Origin of the sequence: Mariniflexile soesokkakense (assembly GCF_039650365.1) — a bacterium.
GTDB classification, from domain to species: Bacteria; Bacteroidota; Bacteroidia; order Flavobacteriales; family Flavobacteriaceae; genus Mariniflexile; species Mariniflexile soesokkakense.
This window is the reverse complement of record NZ_JAZHYP010000002.1, coordinates 237,890-251,555: the sequence shown is the minus strand read 5'-3', so window position 1 is coordinate 251,555 and position 13,666 is coordinate 237,890. Positions and strand designations below refer to the sequence as shown.

Genomic DNA, 13,666 nt, shown 5'->3' with positions numbered 1-13,666 from the left:
AATGGATTTACATTTAAAAGATAAAGTAGTAGTGGTAACTGGTGCTGCAGGTATAAAGGGTAGTATTGGCGAAACCATAGTGCAAAGTTTGGCAAACGAAGGTGCTAGACCTGTTATTGTTTGCCGTAACGATCGTGGGTATGGTTATGAAAAAGAACTACATGATAAAGGTGTTGATGCGCTTTTTGTGAAAACCGATGTGACAAAACCAGAGCAAATAGAAACTGCCGTAAAACTAATTATTGAAAAGTATGGTAGAATAGACGCTTTAATAAATAATGTTGGTGTTAATGATGGGGTAGGCTTAGATGCTTCTATCGACGATTTTATGTGGTCTTTAAAGCTGAATCTTGTTAGTTTTTTTGCTATGACAAAGTATTGCTTGCCATATATAAAAAAATCAAAAGGGAATATCTTAAATATAGGTTCTAAAGTAGGGATGACGGGACAAGGAGGTACTTCTGGCTACGCAGCATCAAAAGGAGGGGTGCTTGGATTAACCAGAGAATGGGCAGTCGATTTAATTAAAGATAAAATTCGTGTAAATGCCTTAATTATTTCAGAAAGTTGGACGCCTGCTTACGATAATTGGATTAAAACTTTAGAGAATGGTGAAGAAAAATTAAAATCCATTGTTAAAAAAATTCCGTTAGAGAATAGAATGACAACACCCGAAGAAATAGCCGACGCCTGTTTGTTTACTATTTCAGATAGGTCGTCACATACCACAGGGCAATATATTATTGTTGACGGAGGCTATGTACATTTAGACCGATCGTTATTGACGGAATAATTCAAATTAAACCAACCAACTAAACCAAAAATGAATAGCACCACAAAAGTTCCAGTAGTAGCCAAATCAGTTATCTTACCCTTTATTTTAATTACCTCTTTATTTGCGCTTTGGGGATTTGCCAACGACATTACCAACCCAATGGTTAGGGCATTTCAAAAAGTATTGGAACTTTCAAACGTTGAAGCTTCTTACGTGCAGTTGGCTTTTTATGGTGGTTATGGTTGTATGGCTATTCCAGCTGCCCTATTTGTAAATAAATACTCTTATAAAAAGGGAGTTTTAGTTGGTTTGGCACTTTATGCCATAGGAGCGTTGTTGTTTTTTCCTGCTGCACAATATGAAAGTTACGGCTTCTTTTTAGCATCATATTATATTTTAACCTTTGGATTGGCTTTTTTAGAGACCACTTCAAACCCATATATTTTATCAATGGGTGCTGAAGAAACCGCTACAAGGCGATTAAATTTTGCACAAATGTTCAACCCTATGGGTTCTATAGGCGGTTTGTTAATTGCCCAAAACTTTGTGTTGAATGCTTTGAAGTCCGATGATACTACCGCAGACGGACAACCTGTTTTTGATACTTTATCCGAAACAGCTAAAGCAGTTATTAAAACTTCCGATTTAGAAGTAATACGAAATCCTTATGTTATTTTAGGTTTTGTTGTTTTGGCTTTTTTTATTATGATTAGTTTATTAAAAATGCCACAGAATAAAGATCAGGAGGCTAAAGTTAATTTCATTGATTCTGTTAAAAGATTATGGAGTCAGCCAAAATTTGCATTTGGTGTTATTGCACAAGTTTTTTATGTGGGTGCACAAATAATGTGTTGGACTTATGTGTATCAGTATGCTGAAACTTTAGGTATTGATAGTAAAGCAGCTGTTTGGTTTGGTTTAGCTGGCTATATTGTGTTTTTAACAGGAAGAATGATTGGTACGGCTTTAATGAAAAACATCGATTCAGGTAAATTGTTAATGTATTTTGCCATAGGTGCATCTTTTACAACTATAGGAGCCATGATTTTGCCAGGGTTTTTGGGTATTTATTCTTTAATAGCGACCTCGGTATTTATGTCTATTATGTTTCCTACCATATACGGCATTGCTTTAGAAGGGCAAGGGCAAGATGCAAAATTTGGTGCTGCTTTTTTGGTTATGGCTATTGTAGGAGGCGCATTGTTAACCCCATTACAGGGTTCAATACTAGATTTGGGTGGTGCAGGTTATGAGGATGTTAGCTATTTTGGATTAACTGAGATGCGTTTTTCGTTTATTATTACGCTGGTTTGTTTTGTGGTAATTGGAGTTTATGGGAAAAAAGTGTATTCAAAGTATAATTCTTAAATTAAGAGTGAGTCATAAAAAATACTGTCTTGCTTGCGATTTAAAAGAAGACTCTAAGCTAATTGAAGCATATAAAGAACTTCATAAAAACGTATGGCCAGAAGTATTAAAAAGTATTAAGGATTCGGGTATTGAAAATATGGAAATCTATAATATAGGAAATAGATTGTTTATGATAATAGAGGTAAATGCATCGTTTTCTTTTGATTCAAAATCTAAATTAGATGCCAAAAATCCTAAAGTTCAAGAATGGGAATCTTTAATGTGGCAATTTCAGCAAAAGTTACCAATGGCAAAGGAATGTGAGAAGTGGCTTCTTTTAGAAGAGGTTTTTAAACTTTAAAAAGCACCCAATTCTATATTTATTTGTTCCCATGAAATTTTTGCACAAAAAATAAGTGTTTTTTATACACTTATTAAATAATTATTATATATTTGCAAATAAATGTATATCACGGATTTAATATAGATATATCTGTGTATTAGCTATTATGGTTTAAATAAAATGTTTTAATTTTGCAAACTGATTTTAAAACACATATTGAATAACTAAAATAAAGTTACAGGCTATTAAAATTAACCACAATTAAAATGAACAAAAAATTAGATCAACAAGCGGCAGATAATATTAGGGCATTAGCTGTAGCGATGGTAGAGAAAGCGAATTCAGGACATCCAGGAGGCCCTATGGGCGGTGCAGATTTTATGCACATTTTGTACTCCGAGTTCTTCAATTTCGACCCAACGGATATGGAGTGGCCTTTTAGGGACCGCTTTTTTATGGATGCGGGCCATTTGTCTACATTAATGTATGCACAGTATTACCTTCTGGGGAATTATGGGAAAAACGATGTTGCTAATTTTAGACAGTGGGGTTCAATCACGCCAGGACATCCAGAAGTAGATGTCAAAAGAGGAATCGAAAATACGTCTGGCCCATTAGGGCAAGGGCATACCATGGGTATTGGTGCTGCTATTGGCGCTAAATTTTTACAGTCCAGATTTGGAGATTGGATGGACCATAAGATCTATGGTTTCATTTCTGATGGAGGTATTCAGGAAGAAATATCACAAGGAGCCGGAAGGATTGCGGGTCATTTAGGATTGAGCAACTTTATTATGTTTTTCGATTCTAACGATATTCAATTGTCAACCTCTACCGATGAAGTTACCAGTGAGGACACTGCCATGAAATATGAGGCATGGGGCTGGAAGGTAGTAACTATAGACGGACATAACCACGATGAGATAAGAAAAGCATTGGTCGACGCGAACAGCGAAACAGAAAGACCGACCCTGATAGTAGGTAAGACGATCATGGGCAAAGGTGCTGTTGCTGCAGATGGCAGTATGTTTGAAGGGCATTGTGAGCTGCACGGTCAGCCAATTGGCCATACTGGAGCAGATTATGCAAAAACCTTATTGAATTTAGGCGCAAATCCAGAAAGCCCATTTGATGTTTTTGAAGATGTCCAAGCATTCTACAAAGATATTTTAAAAGAAAAAGCAGAGAAAGCAGCTAAAAAGAAAGCGGAAATTTCAGCGTGGAGAGCTTCAAATAAAGCACTTGCGGATAAACTAGATTTCTTCTTGTCCGGTGAATTGCCAGAGTTGGATTTCGAATCGATTGAGCATAAAGCCGGTTTAGCTTCTAGAGCGGCCTCATCAGGTGTATTAGGGTATTTGGCCGGAAAAGTAGAAAACATGATCGTGTCTTCTGCCGATTTATCTAACAGTGATAAAACCGATGGGTTTTTAAAGAAAACACATGCACTTAAAAAAGGTGATTTCTCAGGGTCGTTTTTACAAGCAGGTGTAGCCGAATTGACCATGGCATGTGTTGCAAACGGATTGGCATTGCACGGTGGGATTATCCCCGTGGTAGCAACGTTCTTTGTGTTTTCAGATTATATGAAACCGGCCATTCGTTTAAGCGGTATCCAAGAATTAGGAGTGAAATATGTTTGGACACACGATGCCTTTAGAGTAGGTGAAGATGGGCCAACACACCAACCTGTTGAGCAGGAAGCTCAAATTCGTTTGTTGGAAAAACTTAAAAACCATAGCGGAAGCCCAAGTTTCTTGGCATTGCGCCCCGCAGATTCTGCCGAAACAAGCGTGGCATGGAAAATGGCTTTAGAAAATAAAAAAACGCCAACAGGTTTGATCTTATCAAGACAAAATATTAAAGATATTCCAGCAATAGGAACCTCTAGATACCAAGAAGCACTAGCTGCTGAAAAAGGCGGTTATTTAGTAAAAGAAGTTGAAAATCCAGATGTGGTTTTAATAGCCAACGGATCGGAAGTGGCAACTTTAGTAGCTGCCGCTGAAATTCTAGAATCAGAAAACGGATTGAAAGTAAACATCGCTTCGGTAATTTCAGAAGGCTTATTTAGACTTCAATCGAAAGACTATCAAAATGCGGTGATTCCAAAAAACAAGCCTTTGTTTGGCTTAACGGCGGGGTTGCCAGTGAATTTGGAAGGATTGGTTGGCGATAACGGAAAAGTGTTCGGATTGGACCACTTCGGGTATTCGGCACCAGCCAATGTATTAGACGACAAATTTGGCTTTACAGGCGAAAAAGTAAGCAAAGAAGTATTAGAATATTTAAAAACAGTATAAAAACTAAAGGTTATGAAATTTTTTATTGATACGGCAAACCTAAATGATATTGCAGAAGCACAAGCATTAGGTGTTTTAGATGGGGTTACCACAAACCCATCATTGATGGCTAAAGAAGGTATTACGGGTGAAGCTAACATTTTGGCACACTACAAAAAAATATGCGATTTAGTAGAGGGCGACGTAAGTGCGGAGGTTATCTCAACCGATTATGACGGTATGGTAAAAGAAGGTGAGGCTTTAGCAGCTTTACACCCACAAATCGTGGTAAAATTACCATTAATTGCCGATGGCATTAAAGCCTGTAAATACTTTTCAGATAAAGGCATTAGGACCAACGTTACCTTGGTGTTTTCAGCTGGTCAAGCATTATTGGCGGCGAAAGCGGGGGCTACGTATGTGTCGCCGTTTATTGGAAGATTAGACGATATTTCTACAGATGGTTTGAACTTAATCTCGGAAATTAGATTAATCTATGACAACTATGGTTTTCAAACTCAAATTTTAGCGGCTTCTGTGCGTCACACGATGCACGTTATTGATTGTGCCAAATTAGGTTCAGATGTCATGACCGGTCCATTGTCTGCTATTAAAGGGCTGTTAAAGCACCCTTTAACCGATAGTGGTTTAGCGCAGTTTTTATTAGATTACCAAAAAGGAAATAAATAATAATAACGGTTTGTTAAATTAATAATATGACTGTTTATAATAAAGAATACCGAGAATTGCAGCAGATAAAATTAGCTGTTGATTGTATTATTTTCGGATTTAATGATAATAAGCTTGAATTGTTATTAATACACAGAGGTTTTGAACCCGAAAAGGGAAAATGGTCTCTAATTGGCGGTTTTGTAGGTGAAAATGAAGATTTAGACAAAGCTGCCAATAGAGTTCTATATAAATTATCTGGTTTAGAAGATATTTATATGGAACAAGTAAAAGCTTTTGGTAAAGCAGATAGAGATTCTTCCGGACATGTAGTTTCTATTACCTATAGTGCTATGATTTTAAAATCAGAGTATAATGAAGATCAGGTTAGTAACTATAATGCGAAATGGTTTCCTATTGAAGAGTTGCCAGAACTTGTTTTCGACCATAGAGACATGGTAGAATCTGCCATACGAAGATTGAGACGGCGTGTTAGGAATTTTCCAATAGCCTTTAACTTGTTGCCGGCAAAATTCACATTGCCCCAACTACAAATGCTGTATGAAGGTATTTTGAATGAGTCTATTGATAAAAGAAATTTTAGACGAAAAGTGCTGCAAATGAAGTATTTGGTTAGATTGGAAGAAAAAGACATGTCTGAATCCAGAAAAGGAGCCTATTTTTATCGATTTGACGAAGCTCTCTATAAAGTTGAGAAAAATTTTAATCTATAACATTGTTTTAGATTATTTTTTTGCCCAAAAAACACAAGTGTTTTTTATACACTTGTGTAATTATGTATTATATTGCGCTGCTAATTTAGCAGTGTATTAAATAAGTAATTCACTATTTTAGATTGAAACCATGAGTAACGAAAAGTATACTATAGGAATGGATTTTGGATCGGATTCTGTTAGAGCATTAATAGTTAATGCAGTAACAGGGGAAGAAATGGCTACGGCAGTTCATTATTATGTAAGATGGAAGGAAGGTAAATATTGTGAGCCTTCAAAAAATAAATTCAGGCAACACCCTTTAGATTATATAGAAGGTATTGAGGGCACCATAAAATCGGTGGTGTCTCAAGTAAATCAAGATGTTGTAAAAAATATAGTTGGTATTGGTGTAGATACCACAGGTTCAACACCAGTAGCTGTAGATAAAACAGGAACACCACTAGCGTTATTAAAAGGTTTTGAAGAAAACCCAAACGCCATGTTTGTACTGTGGAAAGACCATACAGGGATAAAAGAAGCAGATGAGATAAACCAACTTTGTAAAAAGTGGGACATAGATTATTCTCAATATGAAGGCGGAATTTATTCTTCGGAATGGTTTTGGTCAAAAATTCTTCATGTTTCAAGAGTTGATAAAAGTGTTTTAGATAATGCGTATTCATGGGTTGAGCACTGCGATTGGGTACCATTTTTACTAACTGGCGGTAATGACGTGTCTCAAATGAAACGTAGCCGTTGTGCTGCTGGTCATAAAGCTTTATGGCACGAATCGTTTGGTGGATTACCTCCTAACGATTTCTTTGTAACTTTAGATCCTGTTTTAGATGGTTTAACAGAACGTTTATTTAAAGAAACTTATACATCTAATATATCAGCAGGAACATTGTCTGAAGAATGGGCAGAACGATTAGGTTTGTCAACTTCGGTAGTAGTAGCTGTTGGTGCTTTCGATTGCCACATGGGGGCAGTAGGCGTTAATATTGAACCTTACTTTTTAACTAAAGTTATGGGTACTTCTACCTGCGATATTTTGGTAACACCATTACAAGAAAACGAACACTTGGTAAAAGGAATTTGCGGACAAGTAAATGGATCTGTAATACCAAATATGTTAGGTTTAGAAGCAGGGCAATCAGCTTTTGGAGATATCTACGCATGGTATGAACGCTTGATTTCATGGCCAATTATAGAACTTGTTGGAAATTCAAAGTTAATTAGTGAAGATATAAAAGCGAAATTGGTTGAAGAATCGATTGCTAATATTTTACCAAAATTAAGTGAAGCTGCAGCTAAAGAGCCTATTGGTGCAGCTGGAGAATTAGCTTTAGACTGGATGAATGGTAGAAGAACTCCCGATGCCAATCAGAATTTAAAAGGTGTTGTTTCAGGAATCAATCTAGGAAGCACGTCACCTAAAGTGTTCAGAGCATTGGTAGAAGCCTCATGTTTTGGTGCGAAAAAAATAGCCGATAGATTTATTAGTGAAGGCATTCCTGTTAAAGGTGTTATAGCGTTAGGAGGTATTGCGAAAAAATCATCGTTAGTCATGCAAATTATGGCAGATGTTTTAAACACTCCAATTAAAGTAGCAAAATCTGAACAGGCATGTGCTTTAGGTGCATCCATTTTTGGAGCAGTAGCTGCTGGTATCCATCAAGATACCGAGTCGGCAATGGATGCTATGGCAAGTCCTTTTGAAAAAGTTTATGAGCCAATAAAAGTGAATGTTGAAGCTTACAAAAACGTATACAATAACTATAGCGATTTATGTGTTGCTATGGAAAATCATATCATGAAAAATTAAAATTATGAGTCTTTATAAAACATTAAAAGAAGAAGCTTTTGAAGCGAATATGCAGCTTCCAGAGTTAGGTTTGGTGTTATTTACATTTGGAAATGCCAGTGCTGTAGATAGAAATAAGGGCGTATTTGCCATAAAACCTAGTGGTGTACCTTATGTTGATTTGAAACCAGAAGACATGGTAATTTGCGACTTCGAAGCTAAAATAGTTGAAGGCAATATGCGTCCGTCTTCCGACACAAAAACTCATGCCGTTTTATATAAAGAATGGGATAAAATAGGAGGAGTTGTACATACACATTCAACTTACGGAACTGCTTGGGCACAAGCTATTAATGATATTCCTATTTTTGGCACTACACACGCTGACCATTTAATTTCTGATATTCCATGTGCGCCACCAATGAAAGATGATTATATTGCGGGTGATTATGAGCATATGACGGGATACCAAATTATAGATTGCATTAAAGAACGTGGATTAGATTATAATGAAGTTGGAATGATTCTAGTTGGGAACCATGCGCCATTTACTTGGGGTTCAACCGTTGCAAAAGCCGTTTATAACAGTGCTGTTTGTGAAGAAGTTGCTAGAATGGCTTATTTAACTTTGCAAATAAATCCGAATGCAGCTAGATTAAAAGAGGCATTAAAAAATAAGCATTACGACCGTAAACATGGCAAAGACGCTTATTACGGACAAGGTTGTTAAATGAATGATTTTAAACTAAATAATTAACTAACTAAACTAAATTTATATGGGTATTTTATCTTTTGCTGGTTTTACTTTACTGGTTGCTGTTATCGCATGGTGGTCTACACGAAAAACCGATGAGAATTCATCCGATGGCTATTTCTTAGGAGGAAGAAGTCTTACTGGACCAGTTATAGCAGGATCATTATTATTAACCAACCTATCTACCGAGCAAATTGTAGGGATGAATGGGGTGTCATTTAGAGATGGTCTGCCTATTATGGCTTATGAAGTTGTTGCAGCTATTGCTATGGTTTTTACAGCTTTTGTTTTACTTCCCAAATATTTAAAAAGTGGTATTGCTACTATACCACAATTTTTAGAAAACAGATACGGTAAAAGTACCAAAACCATTGTTTCTTTATTGTTCTTATTAGGGTATGCTATTTCAATGTTACCAACTGTATTGTATTCTGGGGCATTAGCTATAAATACTATGTTTGATATTCCTGAAATGTTAGGCACAGGACCTGTTGCAACTTTATGGATTACAGTTTGGGCTATTGGCTTAATAGGTAGTATCTATGCCATTTTTGGAGGATTAAAAGCGGTTGCTGTATCAGATTCTATTAATGCCGTAGGGTTAATTGTTGGAGGGTCTTTAATTCCTATTTTTGGTTTAATGAAAATTGGAGATGGCAATGTGTTTACAGGTTTACATAAATTGACTACTGCGCTTCCTGAAAAATTTAATATTATAGGAGGTCCGGACTCTGATGTGCCATTTTGGACGCTGTTTACAGGAATGATTATAGTGAATTTCTATTATTGGGGTACTAATCAGGCCATTATTCAAAGAGCACTTGGTGCTAAAAATTTAAAAGAAGGGCAAAAGGGACTTTTATTAGCAGCATTTATTAAAATACTAGGGCCTTTTATAGTGGTGTTACCAGGTATTATTGCTTTCTATATTTTTAATGGCGATATATCAAACCCAGATGAAGCATATCCAATGATTGTAAAAGCGGTATTGCCTGTGGCCTTTATAGGGTTCTTCGCAGCAGTGCTTTTTGGAGCTATTTTAAGTTCTTTTAATAGTGCTTTGAACAGTTCTGTAACATTGTTCGGTTTAGATTTTTATAAAGAATACATCAATAAAGAAGCCTCTGAAAGACAAGTTGTTAAAGCAGGTAAAATTTTCGGAATTGTATTAGCTATATTTTCTATGGCTATAGCGCCTTTGTTATATGGTGTTGAAGGAGGTATTTTTACATATTTACAACAATTAAACGGGACTCACAGTGTGCCAATTTTAGCTATTATAATAGTTGGTATCTTCTCTAAACGAGTATCTGCAAAAGCAGCAAACATATCTATTTTGTTTAGTGCCGTTACTTATTTAGTTACTTTATATTTAATTAAACCGGAGATAAGTTTCTTGCACCTAATGGGCATATTGTTTGTGTTAACAATAATTATCATGTTTACTGTAAGTAAGTTTTACCCAAGAGAATCAGATTATAACCAAGAGTATACAAAGCAAGTAGATATTGCTAATTGGGAATATTTAAAACCAGTTGGTTTTGCTATTGTAGCAATGGTTGTAGGACTTTATATTTATTTATCTTAATAACACTTTTTTAAAATAAAAATGATCAATTTAAAATTAGGAGAAGTTTGGTTTGTAACTGGAAGCCAAGATTTATACGGCCCTGAAACATTAAAACAGGTTGCGCAACATTCAAAAGAAATTGCGAATGCTTACACTGCAAGTTCTGTAATACCAGTAAATGTAGTGTTTAAACCTACAGTAAAATCACCAGAAGAAATTCATGCCATTTGCAAAGCGGCAAATAATGATGATAATTGTATTGGTATCATTACATGGATGCATACCTTTTCACCAGCTAAAATGTGGATTGCAGGTTTAACAGCTTTACAAAAACCATTTCTACATTTACACACACAATTCAATAGAGATATTCCTTGGGGTACTATTGATATGGATTTTATGAACTTAAATCAATCGGCACATGGTGGTCGTGAATTTGGGTTTATGGTATCAAGACTTCGTAAAAACCGTAAAGTTGTTGTAGGGCATTGGCAAAACGATAAAGTTATTAAACAAGTTGCTGATTGGTGTCGCGTAGCAAATGCAGCTGCTGATTGCAAACGTATGAAAGTAGCTCGTTTTGGTGATAACATGCGTCAAGTGGCGGTAACTGATGGTAACAAAGTATCAGCTCAAATAAAATTTGGTTACGAAGTAAATGGTTACGGAATTGGTGATTTGGTTGCTTATGTAAACCAAATAACCGATGCGCAAGTAGATAGATTGGTGCAAGAGTATGATGATACTTATGTGATGGCTTCTAAAATTAAAGCGGATGGCGCTATGCGACAATCTTTAAGAGATGCAGCTAAAATTGAGTTAGGTATGCGTGCTTTTTTAGAAAATGGTGGCTATACAGCTTTTACAGATACATTTGAAGATTTACATGGTATGAAACAATTGCCAGGTATTGCAACCCAACGCTTAATGGCTAGTGGTTATGGTTTTGGTGGCGAAGGTGATTGGAAAACATCGGCTTTGGTACGTACCATGAAAGTTATGGGTGCAGGTTTAGAAGGAGGTAATAGTTTTATGGAAGATTATACTTATCATTTCGATCCTAACAACACAACCTGTCTAGGTTCTCATATGTTAGAGATTTGCCCAACAATAGCTAAAGGTGATGTCTCTTGTGAAATTCATCCTTTAGGAATTGGTGGTAAAGAAGATCCTGTTCGATTGGTTTTTAATGGTGGTGCAGGAAGTGCATTAAACGCTTCGGTAGTTGATATGGGTAACCGTTTTAGAATGTTGGTTAACAAAGTGGAGGCTGTTGAAATAAAAGAAAGTTTGCCAAAATTACCAGTAGCACGTGTACTTTGGGATGCAAAACCAGATTTGCAAACCGCAGCAGCAGCTTGGATTTATGCAGGTGGAGCACACCATACCTGTTATAGCCAAAATATTTCTGCCGAATCTTTAGAGGATTTTGCTGAAATTATGGATATCGAGTTTTTATTGATTGATGAAAAAACCGATTTATATAGGTTTAAACAAGAGCTTCGTTGGAACGACGCCGCTTATGTTTTAAACAAAGGGTTTTAATCATAAATTAATTTTTTGTGTCGTCCTAAAAAACCGATACAGATTTATTAGACAAAAAAAAGCTGTTGTATTATGCAACAGCTTTTTTTTGAACATAGTTGAATTAGTCACACTGATAAAATGTCTTAAGAGTTAAATTTGTTGTAAACTAAGCTAGCCAAAACGCCCATAATAGCAAAATGAACAATGTAAAGAACCGCGTTTATAAGGGTTCCAGATAAATCGATAATATTAGCAGTTGCGTTGTCAATTAAGCCATCTCCCAAGCCTGTTAAAAAACCAAGCCATATTCCAAAAGTAGCACCAATTGTTACGCCATGTGTGGCATTTGCCCATTTAGAATACATCGTTGAAAAAGCAAACCCAACTATTAAACAACCTAATGCCAATAATGGCATATCGGGCATCTCTTTCATTAAACCTGCGGTTGAAATATGTTCTTTAAGTATAGGGTCTCCTATAATACCCCAAATTAGCCATCCACCCAAAAAGCCCCATAGCGCAGTAACTATTGTAGAAATTAAATTTGATTTTGAAAACATAAAATTGGTTTTAGTTGGTTTATATTAAAATAAAAGTAATGAAAATTACGATATTATTTGTTTTTTATTAGAAAAACAGAATATACTTTAATTGTTTTTGATACTTCTGTTTTAAACTAAAAAATCGATTTGGTGTTTTAAGCTTCGCTTGGTATAAATTATTTGTTGTAAATTTATTTAATGCTTTCAAACAGTAGATGTAATTGAAATCTGTAAGTTTTCGATAAAATTTCGGACTTATTAAATGTTGAAAATTATATTGTAAATAAATTAAAAAACAAATACTATTATGCTTACTTGGAAAGAAGTAATCAACTTTTCCGTAAATGGAAATCCAACTCCAGACAATCGAGTTGAAAAAACAGAGAATGAATGGAGTTCTCAATTAACCCCAGAACAATTCAGAATTACAAGACAAAAGGGAACCGAACGTCCTCACAGTGGTGCGTTATGTACTATTCATGATGCAGGTAAGTATAATTGTGTATGTTGCAATACGCCTTTATTTGATTCCACCATTAAGTTTAATTCTGGGACGGGTTGGCCTAGTTTTACACAACCTATTAAACCAAATGCTATTAAGTATGAAAGAGATACAGCATACGGTATGGTACGCGTTGAAGTTATGTGTAATACTTGTGATGCACATTTAGGACATGTGTTCCCTGACGGGCCAGAACCAAGCGGATTGCGGTATTGCATCAATTCAGAATCCATGCAATTAGAAACAGAGGCTGCAAATGAAAGTTAAAGGCATGCAACAAGCAACATTAGGTGGAGGTTGCTTTTGGTGTACTGAAGCAGTTTTTCAAGAGTTAAAAGGTGTCGAAAAAGTGGTGTCAGGTTATTCTGGAGGCAATGTTCCTGGGCACCCTACTTATAGGGAAATTTGTTCAGGATTGACAGGACATGCCGAAGTAATACAGATTACGTTTGATGGGGATATTATTTCATATGAAGATATCTTGTTTATTTTCATGGCCACACACGATCCTACAACTTTAAACCGACAAGGAGCAGACAAAGGAACGCAATACCGCTCAGTAATTTATTTTCACGATGAAAATCAAAAGAAAATAGCTGAAGCGGTTGTTCAAAAAGCGGCCGAATATTATGATGACCCTATTGTTACAGAAATTAGTCCTTTGTCAATATTTTATAAAGCAGAAGATAATCATCAAAATTATTACAGAAACAACAAAGAACAAGGATACTGTAACTTTGTAATTATGCCTAAACTATCAAAACTGCGAAAACTTTATTCAGATAAATTAAAATAATTGTATTAAAATTAAACTTGTAAGGTTAAATAAAAC

General features: G+C 35.7%; 13 protein-coding genes. 12 read left to right on the top strand and 1 reads right to left on the bottom strand.

Features of this window, described 5'->3' with window-relative positions; genetic code table 11:
* The first annotated feature begins 1 nt into the window (after position 1).
* From VP395_RS05195 to araA, 10 genes are all read left to right on the top strand, one after another.
* Positions 2 to 793: an SDR family oxidoreductase gene (locus tag VP395_RS05195; RefSeq protein WP_346240680.1), complete on the top strand. Its 792-nt coding sequence runs from the start codon at positions 2 to 4 to the stop codon at positions 791 to 793.
* A 30-nt stretch (positions 794 to 823) separates the two neighbouring features.
* The gene (gene fucP, locus VP395_RS05190; protein WP_346240679.1) at positions 824 to 2,143 is read left to right on the top strand and encodes an L-fucose:H+ symporter permease; all 1,320 of its coding nucleotides are present in this window, start codon (positions 824 to 826) and stop codon (positions 2,141 to 2,143) included.
* A 7-nt stretch (positions 2,144 to 2,150) separates the two neighbouring features.
* Positions 2,151 to 2,486: an L-rhamnose mutarotase gene (locus tag VP395_RS05185; RefSeq protein ID WP_346240678.1), complete on the top strand. Its 336-nt coding sequence runs from the start codon at positions 2,151 to 2,153 to the stop codon at positions 2,484 to 2,486.
* A 248-nt stretch (positions 2,487 to 2,734) separates the two neighbouring features.
* Positions 2,735 to 4,771, top strand: a complete 2,037-nt coding sequence (locus VP395_RS05180) for a transketolase family protein (protein ID WP_346240677.1) — start codon at positions 2,735 to 2,737, stop codon at positions 4,769 to 4,771.
* A 12-nt stretch (positions 4,772 to 4,783) separates the two neighbouring features.
* Positions 4,784 to 5,440: a fructose-6-phosphate aldolase gene (fsa, locus tag VP395_RS05175; RefSeq protein WP_346240676.1), complete on the top strand. Its 657-nt coding sequence runs from the start codon at positions 4,784 to 4,786 to the stop codon at positions 5,438 to 5,440.
* A 26-nt stretch (positions 5,441 to 5,466) separates the two neighbouring features.
* Entirely contained in the window at positions 5,467 to 6,153 is a 687-nt protein-coding gene (locus VP395_RS05170; protein ID WP_346240675.1) for an NUDIX hydrolase, read from the top strand.
* 130 nt (positions 6,154 to 6,283) lie between these two features.
* Positions 6,284 to 7,960, top strand: coding sequence for a ribulokinase (locus VP395_RS05165; protein WP_346240673.1), 1,677 nt, complete (start codon positions 6,284 to 6,286; stop codon positions 7,958 to 7,960).
* 1 nt (position 7,961) lies between these two features.
* Positions 7,962 to 8,669, top strand: coding sequence for an L-ribulose-5-phosphate 4-epimerase (locus tag VP395_RS05160; protein ID WP_346241008.1), 708 nt, complete (start codon positions 7,962 to 7,964; stop codon positions 8,667 to 8,669).
* A 46-nt stretch (positions 8,670 to 8,715) separates the two neighbouring features.
* The gene (locus tag VP395_RS05155; RefSeq protein ID WP_346240672.1) at positions 8,716 to 10,281 is read left to right on the top strand and encodes a solute:sodium symporter family transporter; all 1,566 of its coding nucleotides are present in this window, start codon (positions 8,716 to 8,718) and stop codon (positions 10,279 to 10,281) included.
* A 21-nt stretch (positions 10,282 to 10,302) separates the two neighbouring features.
* Positions 10,303 to 11,808, top strand: coding sequence for an L-arabinose isomerase (gene araA / locus VP395_RS05150; RefSeq protein ID WP_346240671.1), 1,506 nt, complete (start codon positions 10,303 to 10,305; stop codon positions 11,806 to 11,808).
* A 125-nt stretch (positions 11,809 to 11,933) separates the two neighbouring features.
* Here the strand turns inward: araA and VP395_RS05145 are convergent, their stop codons facing one another.
* On the bottom strand, positions 11,934 to 12,350 hold the full coding sequence (locus VP395_RS05145; RefSeq protein WP_346240669.1) for a hypothetical protein: 417 nt from the start codon (positions 12,348 to 12,350) through the stop codon (positions 11,934 to 11,936).
* Positions 12,351 to 12,639: 289 nt separating this feature from the next.
* Between VP395_RS05145 and msrB the strand changes: the two genes are divergently transcribed.
* Positions 12,640 to 13,101, top strand: coding sequence for a peptide-methionine (R)-S-oxide reductase MsrB (gene msrB / locus VP395_RS05140; protein WP_346240667.1), 462 nt, complete (start codon positions 12,640 to 12,642; stop codon positions 13,099 to 13,101).
* Positions 13,091 to 13,630 (top strand): peptide-methionine (S)-S-oxide reductase MsrA, encoded by a 540-nt coding sequence (msrA, locus tag VP395_RS05135; protein ID WP_346240666.1) that lies wholly within the window; start codon positions 13,091 to 13,093, stop codon positions 13,628 to 13,630. The genes msrB and msrA overlap by 11 nt, the downstream gene beginning before the upstream one ends.
* Positions 13,631 to 13,666: the final 36 nt, after the last annotated feature.